This is a genomic window from Pseudomonas sp. Pdm06 (genome assembly GCF_014851795.1).
In the GTDB taxonomy this organism is placed as follows: Bacteria; Pseudomonadota; Gammaproteobacteria; order Pseudomonadales; family Pseudomonadaceae; genus Aquipseudomonas; species Aquipseudomonas fluorescens_AA.
This window is the reverse complement of sequence record NZ_JACVAH010000004.1, coordinates 68,721-92,432: the sequence shown is the minus strand read 5'-3', so window position 1 is coordinate 92,432 and position 23,712 is coordinate 68,721. Positions and strand designations below refer to the sequence as shown.

Genomic DNA, 23,712 nt, shown 5'->3' with positions numbered 1-23,712 from the left:
TTCACGGGGGCGACTGTATCGGGGTGAACTTAACTGAAACTGAATCGCCATCATGGAACCCACATCAATAATGTGGGAGCGAGCTTGCTCGCGATGGCAGTGGGTCAGCTTGTAACGATGCAGGATGTGCCGCCGCTATCGCGAGCAAGCTCGCTCCCACAGGTTCTTGTGTCGTTATAATCATCCGCTTACCCGTATTCGAGACCGGTATGACCGCCATCCACATCAAGTTCCCCGCCCTCACCCTCAAGGCCGGCCCCCGTGCGTTCGGGCGGATTCGCCAGGCCGGCTTGAACGCCGCCGACGTCGGCATCCTGCCCGGCGCCGCCGGTGGCCCCAAGGCCCTGGGCATCCAAGGGCTGGACCTGGCGCTGTTCGGCGAATGGCTGCCCGCCGCCCCCCGGGAACGCTCTCTGATCGGGGCCTCGGTGGGAGCCTGGCGCTTCGCCAGCGCCTGCCTCCCGGACGCCGCCGAGGGGATCCGGCGCCTGGGCACCTTGTACAACGAACAAAGCTTCGCCAAAGGCGTGACCATGGCCGGTGTCAGCCAGAGCTCGCAGCGCATGCTCGATGACTTGCTCGACGGCCGTGACACCTCGATCCTCGACAACCCGCGGTACCGGCTCAACATCATGGTCGTCAAGAGCCACGGCCTGCTCGCCCAGGATCATCGCGGCCGGCTGGGCCTGGGACTGTCGTCGGTGATCGCCGACAACCTGCGGGGCCGTGCCCGGCTGTCGCGGCATTTCGAGCGGTTGATCATCCATGACCCGCGCCTGGCCCCACCCCTGCATCCGTTGAATGACTTTCCGTCGCGTTTCGTGCCGTTGGCCGCCGGCAACCTGCGCCAGGCCCTGCTGGCGTCAGGCTCGATCCCGATGGTGATGGAAGGCGTGCGCGACCTGCCGGGCGCCGGTGCCGGCACCTACCGCGACGGCGGTCTGCTGGACTATCACCTCGACCTGCCCTACAGCGGCGAGGACATCGTGCTCTACCCGCATTTCACCGACCGGGTCATTCCCGGCTGGTTCGACAAGGGCCTGCCGTGGCGTCGCGGCAACGTCGACCGTCTGCAGGACGTGTTGTTGCTGGCACCGTCCCGGGAATACCTGGCGCGCCTGCCCTACGGCAAACTGCCAGACCGCAACGACTTCAAGCGCTTCATGGGCGATGACCCGAGCCGCCGCAAATATTGGCGCACGGCGATGGACGAGAGCCGCCGGCTCGGTGACGAGTTCCTCGAGCTGACGGCCAACGGTGGCTTGGGCGAACGTTTGCTGACCCTTTAGTCAGCACGGTCGCGCAACGCCGTTATCAAACTGATAAACTCCGCCGCCTGCCTCGCGACCGCTACCTTAAAGAGCCCGAACCTGTGGAAATCTTCAAAGAGTTTACCTTCGAATCCGCCCACCGCCTGCCCCACGTGCCGGAAGGCCACAAGTGCGGCCGCCTTCATGGCCACTCGTTCAAGGTGGCGATCCACCTGAGCGGCGATATCGACCCGCACACCGGCTGGATTCGCGACTTCTCGGAGATCAAGGCGATCTTCAAGCCCCTCTACGAGCGCCTGGACCACAACTACCTCAACGACATCCCAGGCCTGGAAAACCCCACCAGCGAAGTGTTGGCCAAGTGGATCTGGAACGAGTTGAAGCCATTGCTGCCGGAGCTCAGTGCCATCCGCATCCACGAGACCTGCACCAGCGGTTGCATCTACCACGGCGAATAAAGCCCTGTGGGGGTCCGCCTGTGGGAGCAAAGCTTGCTCGCGATGAAGATTACACAGTCTCTCTGGAACCGAGGCGCCTGCATCGCGGGCAAGCCTTGCTCCCACAAGACCTAGCTGCCCCACTGTGCTTTCCCTGACCTGCCTGCATTGGCCTATGCTTGCTCCCCTGAGCCATTTTCAGGGGAGTATCGAGCATGACCCACTGGCCGCTGGATCAAATCTACGACTTCAACGGACACCCCATCCGCTACGCCATCCACGGCGATGGCCCGCCGTTGGTGTTTGTCCACGGCACGCCCTTCTCTTCCTACGTGTGGCACCGGATCGCCCCGCTGTTCTTCGCCACCCACCGGGTGCATTACTTCGACCTGCTGGGGTATGGCCAATCCGCGCAACCCGATGCCGACGTGTCCCTCGGCGTGCAAAACCTGTTGCTCGCACAATTGCTGGCGCATTGGCACCTGGATTGCCCCGACGTGGTGGCCCATGATTTTGGCGGCGCCACGGCCCTGCGTACGCACCTGCTCAACGGCAAGGATTACCGCAGCCTGACCCTGATCGACCCCGTGGCGCTGTCGCCCTGGGGTTCGCCTTTCGTGCAGCACGTACGCCAGCATGAAGCGGCCTTCAGCGGCCTGCCCGACTACATTCAGCGGGCCATCGTGCCGGCCTATGTCCGCGGCGCGATCAAACGGGACATCCCGGACGCGGAACTGGCGCCCTACGTGCAGCCGTGGCTCGGCGAGCCGGGCCAGGCGGCGTTCTACCGGCAGATCGCGCAGATGGACGAACGCTACACCCGTGAAGCCGAGGGCCTGTATCCGAACGTGCGCTGCCCGACCCAGATCCTGTGGGGCGAGGATGATCAGTGGATCCCCATCGAACGCGGCCGGGCCCTGCAACGGATGATCCCGGGGGCACAATTGCACCCCGTTCCAAATGCCGGGCACCTGGTTCAGGAGGACGCGCCGGAGGCCATTGTCGCGGCGGTGTTGCGGTTTCTGCCATTGTCCTCCCCGACCTGAAAAACACTGCATTCCCCTGTGGGAGCGAGCTTGCTCGCGATGGCGACATGACAGTCACCTTGATGCTATCTGACACACCGCTATCGCGAGCAAGCTCGCTCCCACAGGGGGCTCGTCGCTAATGAGATCTGTGTTCCAACTTGAATCACTCGCGCACCGCTTTTGATCCCTGCGCCCACCCAATCCCCAGGATTGTCTATAAATAATCTCGCGATCACCCGCTTGGCACGGCCGCTGCACGCTTGCGACATCCCTCACCCGCAAGGACCGCCACATGACTCAGAACGATCCAGGCAATGACTATCCCCTGAGCGAAGTCCCGCTGCACGCTCGCAAGGGTCTGGCCTCCACGGCCATGGTGCTGCTGGGTTTCACCTTTTTCACCGCCACCATGTTTGCCGGTGGCAAGCTGGGGGTGGCGTTCGGTTTTGCCGAGATGCTCACCGTGATTGTGATTGGCAACCTGCTGCTGGGCCTCTATGCCGCCGGCCTGGGTTACATCGCTTTCAAGAGCGGGCTCAATTCGGTGTTGATGGGGCGTTTCTGTTTCGGCGAGGTGGGCAGCAAGCTCAGTGACTTGATCCTCGGGTTCACCCAGATCGGCTGGTACGCCTGGGGCACGGCGACCGCCGCCGTGGTGCTGGGCAAGTATTTCGAATTGAGCGAGAGCACCGTGCTCGGGTTGATGGTGCTGTTCGGCCTGGGGTTCTGCGCCACCGCCTACGTCGGTTATCGCGGGCTGGAAATCCTTTCGTACATCGCCGTACCAGCCATGATGTTGCTGCTGATGCTGTCGATGTGGGTGGCGACGGTGAAGGTCGGCGGCTTCGAAGGCTTGCTGGCGGTGGTGCCTACGAGCAGCCTCGATTGGTCCACCGCCATCACGCTGGTGTTCGGCACCTTCGTCAGCGGCGCGACCCAGGCCACCAATTGGACGCGGTTCTCCCGCTCGGCGAAGGTCGCGGTGCTGGCGAGCCTGATCGGCTTCTTCCTGGGTAACGGCCTGATGGTGCTGATCGGCGCCTACGGGGCCATCGTCTATCAGCAACCGGATGTGGTCGAAGTGTTGCTGCTGCAGGGCTTCGCCATGGCGGCGATGGCGATGCTGCTGCTCAACATCTGGAGCACCCAGGACAACACCATCTACAACTTCGCCGTGGCCGGTTGCAACCTGCTGCGCACCCGCCGGCGCAAGACCGTGACCCTCTGCGGTGCGGTGATCGGCACGCTGCTGGCCCTGTTGGGGATGTACGATCTGCTGGTGCCGTACCTGATTCTGCTGGGCACCGTAATCCCACCGATTGGCGGGGTGATCATGGCCGATTTCTTCTTCCGCTGGCGCGGTCGTTATCCACGCCTGGCCGAAGCCCGGTTACCGGCGTTCAACTGGCCTGGGCTGTTCGCCTATGGGCTCGGCACGGTCGCCGCGTTCAATTCGCCGTGGGTCGCGCCACTGGTAGGAATCGCCACCGGCGCGCTAACGTATGTGCTATTGATCGGCGTAATGGGTATTCGCACCGCTGACGCGCCCCTACAAGACCTATAAAGGATTCGCCCGATGCACATCATCAACGCCCGCCTGCGCAACCGCGAAGGCTTGCATGAACTGCACCTGGAAAACGGACTGATCGCCAACATCGCCCGCCAGACCGAAGCCCCCAGCCTGGGCCCGGAAGACCTCGATGCCGGCGGCAACCTGGTGGTCCCGCCCTTCGTCGAACCGCACATCCACCTGGACGCGACCCTCACCGCCGGCGAACCGCGCTGGAACATGAGCGGCACGCTGTTCGAAGGCATCGAGTGCTGGGGCGAACGCAAGGCCACCATCACCCAGGAAGACACCAGCACCCGCGCCAAGAAAACCATCCAGGCCCTCGCCGCCCATGGCATCCAGCATGTGCGCACCCACGTCGACGTGACCGACCCCGAACTCACGGCCCTCAAGGCCATGCTCGAAGTGCGCGAGCAAAGCCGTCACCTGATCGACATGCAGATCGTCGCGTTTCCCCAGGAAGGCATCGAGTCCTACCGCAATGGCCGCGAACTGATGGAAGAGGCGATCCGCATGGGCGCCGACGTGGTGGGCGGCATTCCCCACTTCGAGTACACCCGCGACCAGGGCGTCAGTTCGGTGAAATTCCTCATGGACCTGGCCGAACGCACCGGTTGCCTGGTGGATGTGCATTGCGACGAAACCGACGACCCGCATTCGCGCTTTCTCGAAGTGCTCGCCGAAGAAGCCCGCAGCCGCGACATGGGCGCCCGCGTCACCGCCAGCCACACCACGGCCATGGGTTCCTACGACAACGCCTACTGCGCCAAGCTGTTCCGCCTGCTCGGGCATTCGGGCATCAGCTTTGTCTCTTGTCCGACCGAAAGCATTCACCTGCAGGGGCGTTTCGACACCTTTCCCAAACGCCGTGGGGTCACTCGGGTCAATGAGCTGCTCGAAGCCGGGATGAACGTGTGCTTCGGCCAGGACTCCATCGTCGACCCGTGGTATCCCCTGGGCAACGGCAACATCCTGCGGGTGCTGGAAGCCGGGCTGCATATCTGCCACATGCTCGGCTACCGCAACCTGCAAAGCGCCCTGGACCTGGTCACCGACAACAGCGCCAAGGCCATGGCCCTGGGCGAGCGCTACGGGCTGGAACCCGGCCGTCCGGCGAACCTGCTGATCCTGTCGGCGGACAGCGACTACGAAGTGATCCGCAGCCAGGGCTTGCCGCTTTACTCGATTCGCAATGGCGAAGTGCTGATGAAGCGGCAGATGCCGGTGGTGGAGTTTGCGCAGCAGCCAGGCTGATTCTCCTGTGGGCGAACTTGCTCGCGACGGCGGTGGGTCAGTTGCATTGATGTTGGATGTAGTGCCGCCATCGCGAGCAAGCTCGCTCCCACAAGGGATCTTCAGTGGACATAAATGTTGAGTCCGGCACAGGGCCCCTGTGGGAGCGAGCTTGCTCGCGATAGCGGTATGAACCGCACCGCAAAATCTCCAGAACGCCCTACGGCACAAGCCGCGCCGTACCGAACAACCTGACCCGCACCAACTCGCCCGCCGCTTCTTCTAGCAAAATCGGCGCCGTGCCGCCGGGCATCACCACCCTCACCACGCCCGCCTTCACCCAGCCCACCCGCCACGCAGCACTGGCCACGGCACTGGCGCTGGTACCCGAGGACGCGGTTGGGCCTTCGCCGCGCTCAAACACCCGCGCCGCGATTCGCCCTTCGGCTTCCAGGCGGGCCCATTGCAGATTCACCCCGGCGGGGCACGGCAGCCCGGCACCGCCCGGGGCGGCATAGGCGATGCGAACCAGGCTTTGCGACAGCGCCGCAGCGCGCATCTGCGAATTACTCGGCAACGCCTCGGCACCGTCCACCAGCGTTACGCAATGAGGGTTGCCAATGTTCACGAACTGGCTGTTGCCCCACGCCGGATTCAACCGCTCAAGCGCCGCCACACGGCTGACATCGCACTGGTTGAACATCACACACTCGACGTCCTGGGCACCGACGGCCCCGGGCCCGAACAGCGGTTTGCCCAGGTCCAGCCAGAAGCCTTGGGTGCCTTCGAATTCAGCGGCGCGAACCGAAGTTCGCAACGGAGACAAACCGTCGGATTTATCGTGATGAACCTGCAGCAAGCAATCACCCGTCCCCGCCATCAAGCCCTGCTCTTGCAAGGCCTGGGAGAAAATCGTCAGGCCATTGCCGCTGCGCTCGGCCAGTGTCCCGTCGGTATTGACGATCAATAGATCAAAGGGCGGTTCACTCTGGAACGGGCCAATCAGCAACCCATCACTGCGATGAGCCTTGGCGTCCGGCGGCGCCTCACCCGGCGCCCAGGCGCAGAACGCGTGCACGGCCGCCGCTGCCCAGGACTCGCGGGTCTGCGCGGCCTGGGCGGCCGACTGAGGCAGATCGATGCCATGGTCACGGGCCTGCTGCGGTGAAACGACTCCATAGATATTGCCGCGTGCGTCGTAGAACGGTGCCATGCATCGGGTCCGGAGAAAGCCAGAAGGGGCCGGTAGTTTAGGCGAAGCCTGCTTCATACAGCCAAATCTTTGCGCCGTAACCTGTCAGGTTCGACAGGTGCGCAGCTGCCTGGTGAACCAGTACTTTAGGCACGCAAGCTCCCAGCACAAGGACGCCCCCATGAAGAGTCAACATCCCTCCAGTCCCATGGCCGAGCTCTACAGCGAAGGCCGAAAACATTTCATCGAGCTGGTGCCGGACGGCGGCGCACGACTCGACGCGCTGTTCCATACCGCACCAGCGCTCGGCGAGTTGGCGGTCGGCGTCGTCTACGGCCATTTACAGAGTCGCCCCGGCCTTGACTCGCGCTTGCGCGAAGCCGCGACGCTGGCAGCCATCGTCGCGGCCAGCACGGTGGGGCCGCCCTTGAGCGTACATTTCAGGACCGGCGCGGCGTCCGGCCTGGCGCTAGGAGAAATCGTCGAGCTGGTCGTGCAAGCTTCGGCGTTCACCGGTTTCCCTAGAGCTGTCTCTGCGGCCGATCAACTCAATCGGCTGTTCGAAGAAGCGGGCCTTGCCTCACCCCCACCACCAACGCCACGAGAAGTGACGCTGGCGTTTTGCGAAAGCGTGCGCAAGGGCCACCCGCCCATCCCGGTCTCCCCCGAAATCAAGCGACTGTTGCGCCAGGCCCGACGCTTCTCGGCCCAGGCAACGTCAGCCCGAAACGTGATCGTTGAGTGCTTCGATGAGCAACAGGTATTCCCCATCGCTCTTATTTATTTTGATGTGGAGGCAGACCGGGTGGTGAGCATCAGGCTGTACAAGGCCCAGTGACCCACGGTGTCCAAGGAGGGTGCTTCAGGGCTTCGGCACCTTGGGGTCGCGGTGCGGTCAGTGAATATGCAAGCATAGCCCCCCTGCCTGCACCACCGCACTGCACCGCCCGAAAACCAAGGACGTTTCATGACTGCCATCACGCCCCCGCCCACCTTTGTCCCCGGACGCCTGGAACAGATGTCCACCCGCATCGCCTACCTCATCGCCGGCATCGGCATCGCCGCCTGGGCGCCGCTGGTGCCTTACGCCAAAGTGCGGGCGAACCTGGATGAAGGCACCCTCGGCTTGCTGCTGTTATGCCTGGGGGTCGGGTCGATCCTGGCGATGCCGATTTCCGGTGCGCTGGCGACGCGGTTCGGCTGCCGTCGGGTGCTCAGCGGCGGCACGCTTCTGATCTGCCTGGCATTGCCGTTGCTGGCGACGATGACTTCCCTGCCCTGGCTGGTGGCGGCGCTGTTCCTGTTTGGCGCCGGGCTCGGCACCGTGGACTCGACCGTGAACCTGCAAGCGGTGATCGTCGAGCGGGCCAGTGGCAAGACCATGATGTCGGGTTTCCACGGCATGTTCAGCCTCGGCGGGATCATTGGCGCCGCCGGCGTGAGCGCCCTGCTCGGCCTGGGGCTTTCGCCGCTGGGGGCGACGCTGGTGGTCAATGGCGTGCTGCTGGTGGCGTTGTTCAAGGCGGCGCCGCACTTGTTGCCCTACGGCAGTGAAAGCTCGGGGCCAGCGTTCGCCATTCCCCATGGCGTGGTGCTGTTTATTGGCATCCTCTGTTTCATCGTGTTCCTGGCCGAAGGCGCGGTGCTGGACTGGAGCGCCGTGTTCCTGACCACCGAGCGCGCGGTGGATACCGCCTATGCCGGGCTGGGTTATGCCGCCTTCGCGCTGACCATGACCGTCGGCCGCCTGACCGGCGACTCGGTGGTGCATCGCCTGGGGGCCAAACGCGTGATCATCTATGGCGGGTCGATCGCCGCCGCGGGGTTCCTGCTGGCGACCCTCGCCCCGATGTGGCAAGCGGCGCTGCTGGGGTATGCGTTGGTGGGTGCCGGGTGTTCGAACATCGTGCCGGTGTTGTACACCGCCGTCGGCAAACAGACCCTGATGCCGGAAGCGATCGCGGTACCGGCCATCACCACCATCGGCTATGCCGGCATCCTCGCCGGTCCGGCGCTGATTGGCTTCGTCGCCCATGGCAGCAGTTTGAGCTTTGCGTTTGGGTTGATTGCGTTGTCGCTGGTGGCGGTTGCGGCCAGTGGCAAAGTGTTGAAGGTCTGAGTTCTCTACAGACCTTGTGGGAGCAAGGCTTGCCCGCGATGAAGATGACGCGGTCCTTTTGAGACCGAGGTGCCTGCATCGCGAGCAAGCTTTGCTCCCACAGCGTAAAGCTCACTCAATCCTTGGCCCGATCAGAATCCCACACTCGCCTGCACAAAGAACGTACGCGGTGCGCCGACGTAAATGCCCGAGTTGTTGTCGCTGGAACGGGTGTAGTACTGGTGATCGAACAGGTTTTTCACCCCGGCACCGACTTTCAGGTTCGACAGCTGTGCACCGAAGTCATAGCCGGCGCGCACGTTCCAGAGCACGTAGCCCGGCATGTCGCCGTACTGCCCATCGGCGGTGCCATCGGTGATGTAGTCGCCGCTGAAGCTGCCATCGGCGTTCACGTTGTTGCCCGGTGAGCGCTGCTTGGACTGGGCAAAGGCGTCGAGGTTATAGGTCCAGCGATTGGCCTCGTAACGCAGGCCCACGTTGGCCACCTGGCGAGAATAGAACGGCAGGTCACGGCCCTTGAAGCTCGGGATCTCGCCTTCGTAAGTCGCGCGGGTGTAGGTGAAACCGGCGTTGGCGGTGAGGCCTTCGAGGCGCGGGTCGAACGCGGCCATGTCGTAGTGCACCGAAGCCTCCAGCCCCTGGTGCTTGGTCGCGCCCATGTTGGTCCAGCCCACGTCGTTGCTGATGTATTGCAGTTCGTCGTCGAAGTCGATGTAGAACAGCGTCACTTCCCCGCCCCACACGTCATCGTTGTAACGCGTGCCGATCTCGTAGGTCTTGGCCTTTTCCGGGCTCAGGCCATTGGCGGTGTTGTTGCCGTCGCCGCCCTGGCCGAGCTGGAAGTATTGCAGGCTGCCGAACGAGGTCTCGTAGTTGGCGAACAGCTTCCAGGCATCGGACAGGTGATACATCACGCTCAGGGCCGGCAGCGGTTCGTTGCTGTCGATGCTGCGGCGTTTTTCCTGCACGGGGCGGCCAGCGGTGTCGAGCACCGGGCGGTCGTGCCATTCGGTGCTGATGCTTTCGAAGCGGATGCCCGGGGTGATGGTCCACTGGCCGATATCGATCTTGTCATCGATATACACCGCGTGGGCTTCAGTGCCGCCGGTACGGTCCTGGTAGACGTGGCCATCGGCCCCCGGACGCACCACGGGTTCGTTATTACGCAACGCCAGGCGGCTGGCCTCTTCGTGCATGCCTTCCTTGAGGTAACGATAACCGACACTGGCTTCCTGGGTGGTGGGGCCCAGGTCGAACACGTGGGACACCCGGGGTTCGATGCCGAAGGTGTAATAGGTGCGCGGGTAGGACACCAGATTGCGCTGGTCCCGAGAGGCGATGGTGCTGCCCCGGTAGCTGTCGGAGTAATAGGTCAGCACTTCGGCCTGGGTGCGTTCATTGATCTCGCGGATCCACTTGAACGACACATCCTTGCGCCGGCCACTGAAGTTGTCCCAGTCGCGGTCGGACTGGTACGGGTCCGCGTCGTACTGGGCCTGGGTCAGGCCGCCGGGCATGTCGGCCTTGGCGTCGTAGTAGTGGAAATTCAGCGAGAAGTCGTCGACATCGGTCGGCGCCCAATGGGTCTTGAGAATCACGTCGTCGATGTCGTTGCCGTTGTTGCTCTGGCGATACCCGTTGCCGTTGACGCCCGAATACAACAGTGCCACGCCCAGGCCGTTGTCAGCGGTGCCGCCGAGGAAAGCCGTGTCGATGTGCTTCCAGCCGCCGCGCTGGGAGGTTTCCAGGATGGTGCCGATTTCACCGGTGGCTTTCTGCGGAATGGCACGGGTCACGAAGTTGATCACCCCACCGACGTTCTGCGGCCCATAGCGCACCGAGCCTGCGCCGCGCACCACGTCGACGCTGTCCAGGTTGCCCAGGGCAATCGGCGCCATGGACAGTTGCGGCTGGCCATAGGGCGCGAACGCTGCCGGTACGCCGTCGATCAACACCGTGGAGCGCGGCGACAAGCGTGAGGTCAGGCCGCGTACGCCGACGTTCAGGGAAATATCGCTGCCGCCGGTGCCGTTGGCGTCTTGCGCCTGCACCCCCGGCACCCGCCGCAGCACGTCGCCGAGGTTCATGGCGCCTTGCTCCACCATCGCTTCGCGGCGGATCACCGTACGCGCACCGGGGTGGTTCTGCACCACTTCGGCGTTGGCATCGCCGAGCCAGTCACCGACCACCTGGATTTCAGTCGCCCCCAGCTCCAGCGGGCCGGCGTTGGACGCCGCAGGTGCTGGCAACACGGTCACCGAACCCTTATCGATCTGGTACTGCAGGCCGCTGCCCTGCAGCAATTGGCGCAAGGCCGCTTCCGGGGACAAGTTGCCGTCCACCGCCGGCGCTTGTTTACCGGCCACCGATTCGGGGCTGAAAAACACCTGCAACGCGGTCTGCTGGGCGAGCTGGGTCAAGGCTTGCCCCAACGGTTGCGCCTGGATGTGAATGACGGTGGCGGCCTGATCGGCGAACGCCTGGGGCACAGCGGCGCTGACCGCCAGGGTCAGGGCCAGGGGCAGCCAGCGTACGTGGGTACGGTTGTTGTTTTTGGCGGTTGTTTTCACGTCGAACCTTGTCCTGTTGATCGCAAGAATACGCGTCTGTTAATGCAAACCAGTTGCAGTTGGACAAGAAGACGAAGAACTCGGAAAAAACCTGAATCTATCGTGCGATTATTTCCTGGCTGCCGTCATCCAGGTTGCGCACGGCCACCGGCAGGATGTTCGGCAGCGCCTTGAGCAGCGCCTCGGGGTCGTCGACGCGGAACACGCTGGTCAGGCGCAGGTTACCCACCGCCGCGCTGCCGACCCGCAGGGGCTGGGTGCGATAACGAGAGACTTCTTCAGCCACTTCCTTGAGCGACGCGTCGTTGAACACCAGCTTGCCATGGCGCCAGGCGGTGAGCGCCTCGATGTTGACCGCGTAAGGCGTGGCGACTTTGCCCTGGGCATCGATCTGGGTGCCGAGGCCCACTGTCAGGCTGACCGACTGAGCCGGGAGCGCGGCGCGGCCCTGGACCTTGACGCTGCCCTGCGCCACCGCCACCCGGGTCTTGTCGGCATCGCGGCGCACATCGAAGCGCGTCCCGGTCACCGTCACCTGGCCGTTGCCCGCATCGACGGTGAATGGCCGGCCAGCATCGTGTTCGACGCTGAACAGGGCCTCGCCCTCGACCAGTTCCACCCGGCGCTGACGGTGTGCGAATTGAATACGCACCCGGCTGCGGCTGTTGAGGTCGATCACCGAACCGTCCGGCAAGGCGATATGCCGACGCTCGCCAAGGGCGGTGGCATATTCGCCGCTGTAGTCGGTGGAAGAACTCAAACCGCTGAACAGCCCCAACCCCAGCGCTACCGCGAACAGTCCGGCGGCGACGGCGTAGCGCAGCAGCGGCCGACGCTTGGGACGTTCGGCGGGAGGTTCGCACAGCGCTCGCAGGCGTTCCTTGGGCAGCAGGTCCGTGGCGCTCCAGATCCCCTGGAGCAATTGAATTTCGTCACGGTGGTTGGCATGTTCGTCCAGCCAGGCTTCGAAACGCTGGCGCTCCTCGACACTCATGGCCGGCGCTTGCAAACGCACGAACCATTGCGCCGCCGCGTCGCGAACCCTGTCCTGCCCGCACGGGCATTCACGGCTATCCATCATGGAAGGTCCTGTGGCTCAGGTGGAAGAGGACGACGGATCATTGGCCTGGTCCGTCCAGGCGATCGCGCAGATGCCGCAGGGTGCGGATCATATACTTTTCCACCATGTTTTTTGACAGGCCCAGGCGCTCGGCGATTTCCGCCTGGGTCAGGCCTTCGATCTTCTGCCAGACGAACACCGTGCGGCAGTTGGCCGGCAGCTCGGCAAGCGCCCGCTCGATCGAGTCCGCCAGTTGGATCGCGTGCATGAAGTGCTCCGGGTCGCCCGAAAACGACTGACCAGGGTCGATGACAGCCTCTTCCATGGCCCCCCGTCGATCTTCGCGCCGATAGCCATCCACTGCAATGTTGCGCGCCGTCTGATGCAAATAGGCCCGTGGCTGCTCGACCCCGCTCGAATCGGACTCAAGCACCCGCACGAAGGTGTCATGGGCCAGGTCCTCGGCCTGCTGGCGATTGCGCAGGCGACGGGTCCAGGTGCCGATCAACTCTTCGTAATGCTCGAAAAAGCCGGGTCTGCGGGGCAGCTTGGGGGTCATCGCGGCGCGCTGTGGAAACGGGGCGTGAATAGTAATGGTTACTATTCATGTGAAGCAAACCTATTACGGTGCCTGTCGTCCGAAGCTTTAAAGATGAGGATTAAGTCTATGTGGGAGCAAAGCTTGCTCGCGATGACGGTGTGTCAGTCAATGTGCATGGACTGTTGCACCGCTATCGCGAGCAAGCTTTGCTCCCACAGGCGCCTGCAGGTGGTTTTTCCTTCTGACTACGCCTCAGGCATCTTGCGAAAGCCCACGGCCAAGCGGTTCCAGCCATTGATGGCGTTGATCGCCACGGTCAGGTCGACCATTTCCTTGGGGCTGAAATGCTCGCTCAGCAGGGCATAGTCGGCGTCCGGCGCGTGGGTGTCGCTCAGGCGGGTCAGGGCCTCGGTCCAGGCCAGTGCGGCGCGTTCGCGGCCGGTGAAGAACGGCGCTTCGCGCCAGGCGGTCACGGCGTACAGGCGACGTTCGGTCTCGCCGCCCTTGCGGGCATCGGCGGTGTGCATGTCGATGCAGAAAGCGCAGCCGTTGATCTGCGAGGAGCGCAACTTGACCAGTTCCAGCAGGGACTTCTCCAGGCCCAGGTTCGAGGCGGCGTTTTCCAGGGCCAGCATGGCTTTGAAAGCGTCTGGGGAAGCGGTGTAGAAATCGATACGCGGTTGCATGGTGAACTCCAGAACGATTAGGTGTAGCGCTACGTTAGCCGTGCAGTGGCGCGGGACAAATAGCCAATTGTTGGGAAGTTCGGGTGGCCAATGGGGATTTATTCTGTAGGAGCTGGCGAAGCCTGCGATCTGTTGATCTTTCGCTCCAGACTCAATGAGCAGTGGAAAGATCGCAGCCTCGCTTCGCTCGGCAGCTCCTACAGACCCAGCGGGAGCAAGCTCCCTCGCCACAGGGGATAGGCTTCAGGCCCGGCTGCGCAGCCACTGCAGGAAGCGTTTCTTGGCGACGGGCTTGGGCAGGTCGCGGGTGAGGTTCTGGGCCAGGTGCATGCGCACGTCCAGCAGGTTTTTCATCGCGTCGTTGATGTCGCGACGGGCCTCGAGGCACGGCTTGAGGTAACTGTTTTCGATGCGGTACAGGGTGCAGAACGTCTTGGCGGAAAAAGTCGCCAGGGCCGCCTGCTCGGCGACGATCCCGGCTTCGCCGATCACTTCCCCCGGCCCCATGCGTCCGCCCTCCAGTGGCTGGCCGTTGCGCATGAGGGTGACGCTGACCACCCCTGACTCGATGATGAACAGATGATCGCTGACCTCCCCCGCCGCCAGGATCACATCGCCGGCGCGGAAGGTTTGCAGGGTCATGTTCTGGCTGAAGGTGTCTTTTTCATCCTGGCGCAGGGTGGAGAAAATGTTCGAGCTTTCCAGCAATGCCCGGGGTCGCGACACCACCTGGGGCGTGGCGCTTTCACTGGTGGACAGCAGGCTCACGCCCGACGCTTGCAAATGCCGGAACGCCAGGTCGAACAATTGGTTGCGCACCGTGCGTTTGAGGGCCATGGAGGCGACGAACCCGCTGATTTCATACTCCGCCCCGCCGCTGCCGCTGCTCTTGAGGGCGACGCTGGGAGCCGGGGTGGCGAGCAGGGAACGACAGCCGATCATGGCTCGTTCCAACGCGTCGATAACGGTTTGTGGCCGCGCGTGAGGGCTGACCTGGATGCTGATGGACAGGCCATGGACATCGCTGGGGCGGCTGAAGTTGATGACCTTGGCCTTGGCCGCCAACGAGTTGGGAATCACCGCCATGCTGCCCTGGGCGGTTTGCAAGCGCGTGGCCCGCCAATCGATGTCGGTGACCCGGCCTTCAGTGCCGTCGATGGAAATCCAATCATCGAGCTGATAGGGCTTGGTGGTGTTGAGCACGATCCCGGAGAACACGTCGCTGAGGGTGCTCTGCAAGGCCAGGCCGACGATGATCGCCATCGCGCCGGAGGTGGCCAGCACGCCCTTGACCGGCAAATCCAGCACATAGGCCAGGGCCGCGATGACGGCGATCAGGAAAATCACCGCGCCGAGCAAATCCTGCAACAACCGCCCGGTGTGGCCGACCCGTTGCATCATCGCCGCCACGATCAGCACCGTCAGGGTTCGCGCGGCGAACAGCCACCAGGTGATCTGCAAACCGGTAGCGGCCAGGTGCCTCGGCACATCGTCGACCCACTGCGCCGGGACCATGGGGTTGAGGCCTTCGTTGAACAGCAGCACGCTGAACAACGAAAAAATCACCAGCCTTGCGCCGACTTTCCAATAGATCCGATCCGCACTGACCAGATGCCACATCAGTAGGTCGAGCACCAGCAGCGCCAAGGCACAGAGCAGCGGGTGCTCGGAGATCAGAAACAGCATCGGGACAGCTCCAGGAGGGCGATTGGCGAAGATTGGCACAGTTTGAACACGCTGTAGAGATCCCCCGCAGATCCCCATGTGGGAGCGAGCTTGCTCGCGATAGCGGTGTGTCAGTCAAGGGTGCATTGACTATCAGACCGCTATCGCGAGCAAGCTCGCTCCCACAGTGGGTGTAGGTGCTGCGCGACTGTCGGTTTCGCGTTCAATTGTCCATCCGGCCAAAGCGCCCGGAGTGGAAATCATTGAAGGCCTGGTGGATTTCCTGTTCGCTGTTCATCACGAACGGACCATGGCCCACGATGGGTTCGTCGATCGGCTCGCCACTGAGCAGCAACACCACCGCGTCGTTATTGGCTTGCAGGCTCAATTGGTCGCCGGCCCGGTCGAACAGGGCCATCTGCCCGGCTTCGACCCGTTCGCGGCCACTGGCCTGGACCGAGCCCCGCAGCACCACCAAGGCGGTGTTGTGGCCTTCGTGCAGGTCAAGGGTGAGGGTTTTCCCGGCATTCAAGCGGATGTCCCAAACGTCGATGGGGGTGAAGGTCCGTGCCGGGCCTTGATGCCCTTCGAAACTTCCGGCGATCAGGCGCAGGCTGCCGGCGTTGTCCTTCAGGGCGATGTTCGGAATGTCGCCCTTGAGGATCGTCTGGTAGCCGGCCGGGGCCATCTTGTCCTTGGCGGGCAGGTTGACCCACAGTTGGACCATTTCCATGAACCCGCCCTGGCGGGCAAACGCTTCGGAGTGGAACTCTTCGTGGATGATGCCGGAAGCGGCGGTCATCCATTGCACATCGCCGGGACCGATCTTGCCGCCGCTGCCGGTGGAGTCACGGTGTTCCAGTTCGCCCTGGTAGACAATGGTCACGGTTTCGAACCCACGATGGGGGTGCTGGCCGACGCCGCGGCGCTCGCTGGTCGGCGTGAATTCGGTGGGGGCGGCGTGGTCCAGTAGCAGGAACGGGCTGATGTGCTTGCCCAGGTTGTCGTAGGAAAACAGCGTGCGCACCTGGAAACCGTCGCCGACCCAATGGGGCCGCGGGCTGGTGTAGAGGCCAATGATGTTTTTCATGCCGTGTCTCCAAAATCAGGTACTGCGATTTGATGGACACAGCTTAAAACCCACACCCTTGAAGCACTAGACGGCAAAAACCGGCCTTAGCGTTCCATTTGGAGAACGATCAAGAACCTGTGGGAGCGAGCTTGCTCGCGATAGCCGTGGTTCAGCTTGCATAAGTGTTGGATGTGCCAACGCCATCGCGAGCAAGCTCGCTCCCACAGGATTGGGTGTCAATCATTCAAAGGTGATTGCGCTTGGCAAACTCCGACAACCCCACCAAGGATTGCAGCCCCAGCTTTTCCAACAGACGGCTCTTGTAGGTGCTGACGGTTTTTGGACTCAGGAACAGGCTTTCAGCGATGTCCTTGCCGCGCATGCCCATGGCCAGCATGCGCAAGATGGACAGTTCGCGGGTGGAGAGGCTTTCCAGGGCTTGCTGTTCGCTGCGTTGCTGGAAATCCAGCCTGACGGGCATCTGGGGGAAATAGGCATAACCGGACTTCAACGCCTGGATGGCCTTGGTCAGTTCCTTGAGGTCGCTTTTCTTGGTCACAAAACCCCGGGCCCCAGCGGAGATGCAACGGTTGCAGAAGTGCTGCGCATCCTGGGACGTGAACACCAGCACGCTGCATTCAGGAAACTGGGCCATGATCCAGACCAGCAGGTCCAGGCCATCGAAGCCGTTCATCACCAAATCCAGGATCACCAGGTCTGGCGCACTCTCCTTGATGATGCCCCGGGCATCGGCCGCGCCGCTGGCGTCCCGGATGTGGGTGAACGCCTCATTCTGGCAAATGAGCCGCAGCGCCCCTCTAATGACAGGGTGGTCATCCACGATCAACACGTCTTTCAAGGCAGCTCCCCAAAACAATACAAACGGCACCGGTGCCATGACCGCACCGGACTCTTGCACAAGTGCCAGGCCCTGCCACCTGTCAAACCTGACAGTGCGGACCAACGGTCTGGTTCAGCGTCCATGACCCTGCCTGAGGGGGCGAACCCACGGTTGCAACGGCTCATGGATAGGAGGATCGACCCGCTCCATCAGGCGTCGCAGTGACGCGAGATCAGGCAGTGGCGCCTGGCTCAGATGCACGCTCGATCGACGCGTCACAGGCACCGGCGACTGGCAGGCCGGTAGCGCGTTGTAGATCATCCCGTGACGAACCTGCGGGTTGTAGATCACAAAATCGTGCAGGTCCAACGCCCGACCCGCCAACGCCCCGTTGACGACAATCAGGTCGAACGGCTCGCTGCCGTACTCCACCAGCGTGAACAATTCCTGCAAATGGCTCACGGGGACAATCCGGTGGTAGCCCTGTTGGTTGAACAGACGCTCCAGCACGATTCGATGGGGCTGTTGTGGGTCGGCAATCAGGATACGGAGTGCTTTGTTCGGCATGGCAAGCTTTCCAATAGCAACGCGCCAGGTAGGCACCGGCTCAAGAACATTCAGGGCGCTCAGGCTAGAGGAAGCACTTGAAGGGCGATGTAGGACTATTCCTAAAATGAGGACAGACACAGCCCCTATGGCGAGGGAATTTATCCCGCTCGGCGTTTTGCAGGCGCTGGCGAAGCCTGCGATCTTTGATCGTTCGCTTGGGATTGTAGGAGCTGGCGAAGCCTGCGATCTTTTGATCTTTCGCTTGGGATTCAAGGGTCTTTGGAAAGATCGCAGCCTCGTTGCACTCGTCAGCTCCTACGGTTCATACGGTTCATACAGCTCCTATAGCGCCTATTCCTTCAGGTGGGTTTTCAGTCGTTCCGCCAGGTGCTCGATGGCTTGGCGAAGGTCTTCCACGGCTTCGGCGAGCAGCACCGTGTCGTTCCCTCGACAAGCACTTTCCAGCGCCTCGCAAGCGGCGATCAGGCGTTGCGCCTGGATGATCCGCGCCCCGCCCTTGATCCGGTGCGCCAGGTCCGCCAGGCCCGGCAAATCCAGTCGGGTAGACAAGTCCAGCAGTCGCGCTTGATCTGCGGCATTGCTGCTGACCAGTTCCTCCAGCAACGCCCTGATGGCGCTCCTGTCGCCACCGGTCAGTTGCTCCAGGCCGGTCAGGTCGAGGCCATCGCCGGACTGGGGCGCCCGCGCATCCGGCATGACCGAAGCCAGGCACGCATTGAGTGCCTTGAGGCCGATGGGCTTGAACAGGCAATCGTCCATCCCGGCTTCGGCGCAGCGCTGTTTTTCCTCGGGCTGGGCGTTGGCGGTGAACCCCAGGATCACCACCGGCGACAAGTTGCGGTCGCGCTCTTCGGCGCGAATGGTACGGGCCAGTTCGTAGCCGCTCATCAAGGGCATGTTGCAGTCGGTGATGACCACATCGAAGTGTTCGCTGCGCCAAGCCTGCAGACCGTCGACACCGTTCTGCGCCTCCCGGACGCGATGGCCCAGGTAGCCCAATTGCTGGGACAGCAGCAAGCGGTTGGCCGGGTAGTCGTCGACCACCAGGATACTCAGCGCCGGCACCGGCAACAGCGCCTCGACCTCGGCAGGCGTCGCCGGCAGTGCATCGAGCAAGGGCAGGTCCAGCAGAACCTCGACCTGCGTGCCCTCCCCCGGCACGCTGCGCAACACCAGGGTGCCCCCCATCATTTCGCACAACGTCCGGCTGATGACCAACCCCAGCCCGGAACCGCTGCGAGCCGACTGCGGGTGCTGGCCGGCCTGGGCAAAGGGGCTGAACAGGCGGCGCTGATCCTCGGGGGAAATACCGCAACCGGTGTCCTCCACCCGCAGGCAAAGACCCAGGCGTTCGTGCCCAGGGACCGGCTCGCCGCGCACACTCAGGCGCACTTCACCCTGGTCGGTGAACTTGATGGCGTTGCTCAACAGGTTCGAGACGATCTGCTTGAAACGCAATGGATCAATCAACACGTCGCGGTCGATCCCGGCATCCAGCACCCAATGCAAGCGCAGGTGTTTCTGCCAGGCCAGGCCCTCGAAAATCCGCGCCACCGACTCGATCAACGTGTGCAGATTGGCCCGCTGCGGCACCAGCGACAACTTGCCCGACTCGATGCGGGCGATGTCGAGGATGTCGCCGATCAGGTCCAGCATGCCATGGGCCGCACCCGACGCGACTTCGATGGCGAATCGGTCGACGATGCCCTGGTCGGCTTTTTTCAGGGCCAGCTCCAGCAGGCCGATCACCGCATTCATCGGCGTGCGGATCTCATGGCTCATGGTCGCCACGAAGGTGGTCTTGGCCCGATTGGCCTCGTCGGCGCTTTCCTTGGCCACGCGCAACTGTTCCAACAGACGCCTCAGATAAATGCTCCAGCCCAAGGCCACCAGCAACAGCAGCGCAGCAACGGCGAACCCCTGGAGGATCGTAGTGCGGTTGCGCAGCCAATAACTGTCGTCGATCACCACCTCACTGCGCCAGCGGTTGGTCAGCTCGTCCATTTCTTCCGGGGAAATACTCAACAGCGCCTTGTCCAGGATCGAGTAAAGCTCCAATGCGCCCCGGTTCGTCGCCAGGGCAATGTGCGCGGGCAAGGTGCCCACGGTGCTGGTGACTTGCAGCGTGTCGCGGTACTGGCGGGAAATCATGTAGCGGGCGCTGATCAGCGGATTGATCGCAGCGTCTGCCGTGCCGGCGGCGACCATGGCCATGGCATCGGCCGCATTCTGCGCCGCCACCAACTGCACGCGGGGGAACTGCTCCAGCAGGAACTCGCGCAGCACGTTGCCACGCACCAGCGCCACGCGCTTGCCCGCCATCTGGTCCAAGGTCAGCGCCCTGGCCCTGCTCGGCACCACCAACACGAACGGGTTCGTCAGGTACGGTCGGGTAAAGCGCAACTCGTCCTCGAGTTCGGCGCTGGGGATGGCGGTTGCCAGGACGTCGGCCTTGCCGCTCTTGATCTGCCCGATCAAATCGTCAACCGAATCGCCCCGCTGCACATCGAATTTCAAACCGGTGCGCAAGCTGATCCGCGCCAGCACATCGGCGCCGATCCCGCGCAAATGGCCTTGCTCGTCGAAGAACGTCAGCGGCAGGAAGTTTTCATTGGCGGCGACTTTGATGCGTGGGTGGGCGTCCAGCCAACGCTGTTCGTTGACGCTGAAATGCAGCGCCTGCTGACCGGGCATGCTCGCCCCGCCAGCGCTCCAACGCCGCAGGATGATCATGCGTTCGCTGGCGGGAATGGCGTGCAGCGCGGCATTGACGATGCGCAACACGCGCCCATTGTCGCGACTGACCGCAAAGGCGAACGGCTGCACTTCCATACGCGAGAAATCGGCCAGTTGCACATTGTTCAGGTAATTCTTGCTGATCAGATAGTTGGAACTGATCGAATCCCCCAGGTAGACGTCGGCCTGACCAAACGCCACGGCGCCGATGGCACTCAAGGTCGAGGGGAACAGCTGCAACGAAGCCTCGGGATAAAACCCCTTGACCGTCTCCGGCGGCAAATAGTGATACAGCATGGCCACCCGCTTGCCCGCCAGGTCCGGAGGCAAGTCCTGGCTGTCGTCGATGCGGGCCACGAGGGTCGGCAGGTCATCGGCATAGGCCTGGGACATCGCCAGGTCCGGGTCAGCGGCTTCGAAGCCGTTGGCGGTGCCAAGCAGGTCGATCTCACCGCCGCGCAGGGCCTGGAGTGCTTCGGCGTGGGACGGATAGCGCTGGACCTGCACCTTGACGTGCAAGAGTTGCCCCAGCAATTGCGCATAGTCGGCAGTCAGGCCTTCGTAGTCGCGACCATTGCCGGTGATGCTGAAAGGCGCATAGTCCGGTGCCGAGGCCCCCAGCCGCAACGTGCCCTTCTGGCGCAGCCAGGCCCAGTCGGCAGCGTCCAGGGACACCGCATAATCATCCACATTGGAGCGCCCGAGCACCTGCAACGACTCAGGGGTCGCGCCTACCGGTAGCGCCACGCTCAATGAGCCCAGCAACAGCGCCACCAGGCCTGTGCGTAAAAGCAGCATCATCTGGTCAGGGTGTTTCGCTTGGCGTGGTCGGCCCGGCGCACCACCGACCTCAGTCAGGGTGACCGGTTGGGGGTTCAGACTGCCAATACGAGGGAACAGCGAACCGTCGATGCGCCTGTCGAACAGACGCATGACATGAGTGTAGGAAGTTTCTGAAGAATTTCCTGCGAGTGACCAGAGAGCGGACCTATGACCTGTGGGAGCGAGCTTGCTCGCGAAGGCGTAGTGTCAGCCACTTCAGTATTGGCTGAACTGACGCCATCGCGAGCAAGCTCGCTCCCACAGGGGGTGACTCGCTCCCACAGGGCCTATACAGCGGCCAACAGCATGTCGCGCACCGGACGAGCCTGTCCGCGATTGTTCCCATGCTCATAGAGCGAGCCGGCAATCTCATCGGCACGCACCGGCAGGATCGACAGCAGCGTATCGCTCAGGCCATGGCTGGCCTGGCAGAAGCCCTGCATGTAGATCGCCGCCTTGCAGCGCTCGTCGGTAATCAGCTTGTAGTTGCGATCCACCTCGAAATCCCCCAGGTACTGCGCCAGCGGCTCCAGCAGGGTGCGGTGCATCTGCCGCTCGTAACCGGTGGCCAGCACCACGGCGTCATAACGGCGTACCGTCAGCTCGCCGGTGGCGTTGTTGCGCACCGCCAGTTCCACGCCGGCGGCGGTGGCCGTGGCCTTCTCCACCGTGGTGAGGGTACGGAATGCATGACGGGCGATGCCAGAAACTTTCTGGCGATAGAAAATCCCGTAGATACGCTCGATCAGGTCGATGTCCACCACCGAATAGTTGGTGTTGTGGTACTCGTTGACCAGGCGCTCGCGCTCGCTGTGGGGTTGCTGGAACACCAGGTCGGTGAACTCCGGCGAGAACACTTCGTTGACGAATGGGCTGTCGTCCGCCGGCTTCAGGGCCGAGCCGCGCAGGATCATGTCGACCTGTACCGAAGGGAAGCTGTCGTTGAGGTCGATGAAGGCCTCGGCCGCGCTCTGCCCACCGCCGATGATGGCGATCTTCATCGGCTGGCCCTTCACGCACGGCTGACCCGCCATGCGCTCCAGGTACTGGGAATGGTGGAACACCCGCGCGTCATCCTTGAACGCCTTGAACGCGTCGGGAATGCGCGCGGTACCGCCGGCGCTGACCACCAGCGAGCGGGTGGTGCGGACCAGCTCTTCGCCCTGGCCGTCGCGGGAAATCACCCGCAGCGCCTCGACCTGCTGGTTGTGCAGCACCGGTTCGATGCGCAGCACTTCCTCGCCATAGCGGCTCTGTGCGCTGAAGTGTCCGGCCACCCAGCGCAGGTAGTCATTGAACTCCATGCGGCACGGATAGAAGGTGCCGAGGTTGATGAAGTCCACCAGGCGGCCATGGTGCTTGAGGTAATTGACGAACGAATACGGGCTGGTGGGGTTGCGCAGGGTCACCAGGTCCTTGAGGAAGGAAATCTGCAACTCGCTCTGGGTCACCAGGGTGTTGCCGTGCCAGCGGTAGTCGGCCTGTTTGTCGAGGAACAGCACGTCCAGTTCACCCTGGACCGGCCCCCGTTCCTGCAGCGCGATGGCCAGCGCCAGGTTCGAAGGGCCGAAGCCAATGCCGATCAAGTCGTGAACGATGGGCGATGCAATTGCCTGTGTCATGTCCAGTGTCCTCTGGAAAAGCCCCTCAACAGGGCACGAAAAGCCTGGGGAACCTGACCGGCACTGAAGGCGCCGGCAAGTCGTCTGTTGAGAGGAACGAGGACAGTGAAAAAAAATTTACCGCCGGGTGACCGGCGACGCTCGAATCAGGGCGCGTCCCACTGACGCACGCGGACGCGGCAGTGCTTCATGGCGTTGACGATGTGCTTTTCCACCAATGCCCGGGAAATGCCCAGGCGCTCGGCGATTTGCGGGTGGGACAGGCCTTCGAGCTTGCGCAGCAGGAAACTCTCGCGGCACAGCGGCGACAGCTCGGCCAGGGCGCGCTGCAGCATGTCCAGGCGCTGGCCATGGTCGAGACTGGTGTGGGGCGATGGCGTGAAGAAGCGCTCTTCGTTGTCCAGCACATCCAGGGATTCGACCTGGCGCAGGACGTTGCGTCGATGCCCGTCGATCACCAGGTTCAGCGCCGTGCGGTAGAGGAACGCCCGAGGCTGTTCGATGGGCGTGTCGCTGGCACGCTCCAGCACCCGCACATAGGCGTCATGCACCACATCCTCGGCCGCCTGGCGGTTGCCTAGCCTGGCGTTCAGGAAACACACCAGCTCGCGATAGTAGTTTTCCAACATGACTCCCGTGCGCAGTGGCCGCGCCAGCTATCCCAATGCCACCCGGCA

19 protein-coding genes are annotated in these 23,712 nt (G+C 63.0%); 7 read left to right on the top strand and 12 right to left on the bottom strand.

Annotated features, from left to right (window positions below; all coding sequences use genetic code 11):
- Positions 1–209: 209 nt before the first annotated feature.
- The 5 genes from IB266_RS08075 (at position 210) to codA (ending at position 5,560) form a co-directional block, all read left to right on the top strand.
- The gene (locus tag IB266_RS08075; protein WP_060741422.1) at positions 210–1,289 is read left to right on the top strand and encodes a hypothetical protein; all 1,080 of its coding nucleotides are present in this window, start codon (positions 210–212) and stop codon (positions 1,287–1,289) included.
- Between the two features lie 83 nt (positions 1,290–1,372).
- Positions 1,373–1,729 (top strand): 6-carboxytetrahydropterin synthase QueD, encoded by a 357-nt coding sequence (gene queD / locus IB266_RS08070; protein WP_025212792.1) that lies wholly within the window; start codon positions 1,373–1,375, stop codon positions 1,727–1,729.
- A gap of 194 nt (positions 1,730–1,923) precedes the next feature.
- Positions 1,924–2,754 (top strand): alpha/beta fold hydrolase, encoded by an 831-nt coding sequence (locus tag IB266_RS08065; RefSeq protein ID WP_192260853.1) that lies wholly within the window; start codon positions 1,924–1,926, stop codon positions 2,752–2,754.
- A 274-nt stretch (positions 2,755–3,028) separates the two neighbouring features.
- Positions 3,029–4,300 carry a cytosine permease gene (codB, locus tag IB266_RS08060; RefSeq protein WP_060741420.1) on the top strand — a complete coding sequence of 424 codons (1,272 nt, stop codon included), beginning with the start codon at positions 3,029–3,031 and terminating at the stop codon, positions 4,298–4,300.
- A 12-nt stretch (positions 4,301–4,312) separates the two neighbouring features.
- Positions 4,313–5,560: a cytosine deaminase gene (gene codA, locus IB266_RS08055; RefSeq protein ID WP_092166899.1), complete on the top strand. Its 1,248-nt coding sequence runs from the start codon at positions 4,313–4,315 to the stop codon at positions 5,558–5,560.
- Between the two features lie 199 nt (positions 5,561–5,759).
- Here the strand turns inward: codA and IB266_RS08050 are convergent, their stop codons facing one another.
- Positions 5,760–6,752 (bottom strand): diaminopimelate epimerase, encoded by a 993-nt coding sequence (locus IB266_RS08050; RefSeq protein WP_192260852.1) that lies wholly within the window; start codon positions 6,750–6,752, stop codon positions 5,760–5,762.
- 160 nt (positions 6,753–6,912) lie between these two features.
- Here IB266_RS08050 and IB266_RS08045 point away from each other — a divergent pair, with 160 nt between their 5' ends.
- Complete coding sequence (locus IB266_RS08045) at positions 6,913–7,569, top strand: carboxymuconolactone decarboxylase family protein (RefSeq protein WP_192260851.1); 657 nt, start codon at positions 6,913–6,915, stop codon at positions 7,567–7,569.
- A gap of 129 nt (positions 7,570–7,698) precedes the next feature.
- A complete protein-coding gene (locus IB266_RS08040) occupies positions 7,699–8,850 on the top strand; it encodes an MFS transporter (protein WP_192260850.1) in 1,152 nt (383 codons plus the stop codon).
- A gap of 131 nt (positions 8,851–8,981) precedes the next feature.
- Here IB266_RS08040 and IB266_RS08035 read toward each other — a convergent pair whose 3' ends face one another.
- The 11 genes from IB266_RS08035 to IB266_RS07985 all read right to left on the bottom strand — a co-directional run bounded on the left by IB266_RS08035 (position 8,982) and on the right by IB266_RS07985 (position 23,664).
- The gene (locus IB266_RS08035) at positions 8,982–11,420 is read right to left on the bottom strand and encodes a TonB-dependent siderophore receptor (protein ID WP_192260849.1); all 2,439 of its coding nucleotides are present in this window, start codon (positions 11,418–11,420) and stop codon (positions 8,982–8,984) included.
- Between the two features lie 97 nt (positions 11,421–11,517).
- On the bottom strand, positions 11,518–12,501 hold the full coding sequence (locus IB266_RS08030; RefSeq protein WP_192260848.1) for a FecR family protein: 984 nt from the start codon (positions 12,499–12,501) through the stop codon (positions 11,518–11,520).
- Positions 12,502–12,538: 37 nt separating this feature from the next.
- Positions 12,539–13,039: a sigma-70 family RNA polymerase sigma factor gene (locus IB266_RS08025; protein WP_060741413.1), complete on the bottom strand. Its 501-nt coding sequence runs from the start codon at positions 13,037–13,039 to the stop codon at positions 12,539–12,541.
- Positions 13,040–13,266: 227 nt separating this feature from the next.
- The gene (locus IB266_RS08020; RefSeq protein ID WP_060741412.1) at positions 13,267–13,707 is read right to left on the bottom strand and encodes a carboxymuconolactone decarboxylase family protein; all 441 of its coding nucleotides are present in this window, start codon (positions 13,705–13,707) and stop codon (positions 13,267–13,269) included.
- A 243-nt stretch (positions 13,708–13,950) separates the two neighbouring features.
- Entirely contained in the window at positions 13,951–15,393 is a 1,443-nt protein-coding gene (locus IB266_RS08015) for a mechanosensitive ion channel family protein (protein WP_192260847.1), read from the bottom strand.
- 202 nt (positions 15,394–15,595) lie between these two features.
- Positions 15,596–16,462, bottom strand: coding sequence for a pirin family protein (locus IB266_RS08010; protein WP_192260846.1), 867 nt, complete (start codon positions 16,460–16,462; stop codon positions 15,596–15,598).
- A 226-nt stretch (positions 16,463–16,688) separates the two neighbouring features.
- Positions 16,689–17,303: a response regulator transcription factor gene (locus IB266_RS08005; RefSeq protein WP_060743165.1), complete on the bottom strand. Its 615-nt coding sequence runs from the start codon at positions 17,301–17,303 to the stop codon at positions 16,689–16,691.
- 114 nt (positions 17,304–17,417) lie between these two features.
- A complete protein-coding gene (locus tag IB266_RS08000; protein ID WP_192260845.1) occupies positions 17,418–17,852 on the bottom strand; it encodes a response regulator in 435 nt (144 codons plus the stop codon).
- A 333-nt stretch (positions 17,853–18,185) separates the two neighbouring features.
- On the bottom strand, positions 18,186–21,392 hold the full coding sequence (locus IB266_RS07995) for an ATP-binding protein (protein WP_192261090.1): 3,207 nt from the start codon (positions 21,390–21,392) through the stop codon (positions 18,186–18,188).
- Positions 21,393–21,700: 308 nt separating this feature from the next.
- Positions 21,701–23,035: a lysine N(6)-hydroxylase/L-ornithine N(5)-oxygenase family protein gene (locus tag IB266_RS07990; RefSeq protein ID WP_060741408.1), complete on the bottom strand. Its 1,335-nt coding sequence runs from the start codon at positions 23,033–23,035 to the stop codon at positions 21,701–21,703.
- Positions 23,036–23,181: 146 nt separating this feature from the next.
- On the bottom strand, positions 23,182–23,664 hold the full coding sequence (locus IB266_RS07985; RefSeq protein WP_060741407.1) for a sigma-70 family RNA polymerase sigma factor: 483 nt from the start codon (positions 23,662–23,664) through the stop codon (positions 23,182–23,184).
- Positions 23,665–23,712 lie beyond the last annotated feature (48 nt).

Coding starts and splice junctions, on each gene's coding strand:
- IB266_RS08075 (WP_060741422.1), top strand. CDS start 210: ATGACCGCCATCCACATCAAGTTCCCCGCCCTCACCCTCAAGGCCGGC.
- IB266_RS08065 (WP_192260853.1), top strand. CDS start 1,924: ATGACCCACTGGCCGCTGGATCAAATCTACGACTTCAACGGACACCCC.
- codB (WP_060741420.1), top strand. CDS start 3,029: ATGACTCAGAACGATCCAGGCAATGACTATCCCCTGAGCGAAGTCCCG.
- codA (WP_092166899.1), top strand. CDS start 4,313: ATGCACATCATCAACGCCCGCCTGCGCAACCGCGAAGGCTTGCATGAA.
- IB266_RS08050 (WP_192260852.1), bottom strand. CDS start 6,752: ATGGCACCGTTCTACGACGCACGCGGCAATATCTATGGAGTCGTTTCA.
- IB266_RS08045 (WP_192260851.1), top strand. CDS start 6,913: ATGAAGAGTCAACATCCCTCCAGTCCCATGGCCGAGCTCTACAGCGAA.
- IB266_RS08040 (WP_192260850.1), top strand. CDS start 7,699: ATGACTGCCATCACGCCCCCGCCCACCTTTGTCCCCGGACGCCTGGAA.
- IB266_RS08030 (WP_192260848.1), bottom strand. CDS start 12,501: ATGATGGATAGCCGTGAATGCCCGTGCGGGCAGGACAGGGTTCGCGAC.
- IB266_RS08025 (WP_060741413.1), bottom strand. CDS start 13,039: ATGACCCCCAAGCTGCCCCGCAGACCCGGCTTTTTCGAGCATTACGAA.
- IB266_RS08020 (WP_060741412.1), bottom strand. CDS start 13,707: ATGCAACCGCGTATCGATTTCTACACCGCTTCCCCAGACGCTTTCAAA.
- IB266_RS08015 (WP_192260847.1), bottom strand. CDS start 15,393: ATGCTGTTTCTGATCTCCGAGCACCCGCTGCTCTGTGCCTTGGCGCTG.
- IB266_RS08010 (WP_192260846.1), bottom strand. CDS start 16,462: ATGAAAAACATCATTGGCCTCTACACCAGCCCGCGGCCCCATTGGGTC.
- IB266_RS08000 (WP_192260845.1), bottom strand. CDS start 17,852: ATGCCGAACAAAGCACTCCGTATCCTGATTGCCGACCCACAACAGCCC.
- IB266_RS07995 (WP_192261090.1), bottom strand. CDS start 21,392: ATGATGCTGCTTTTACGCACAGGCCTGGTGGCGCTGTTGCTGGGCTCA.
- IB266_RS07990 (WP_060741408.1), bottom strand. CDS start 23,035: ATGACACAGGCAATTGCATCGCCCATCGTTCACGACTTGATCGGCATT.
- IB266_RS07985 (WP_060741407.1), bottom strand. CDS start 23,664: ATGTTGGAAAACTACTATCGCGAGCTGGTGTGTTTCCTGAACGCCAGG.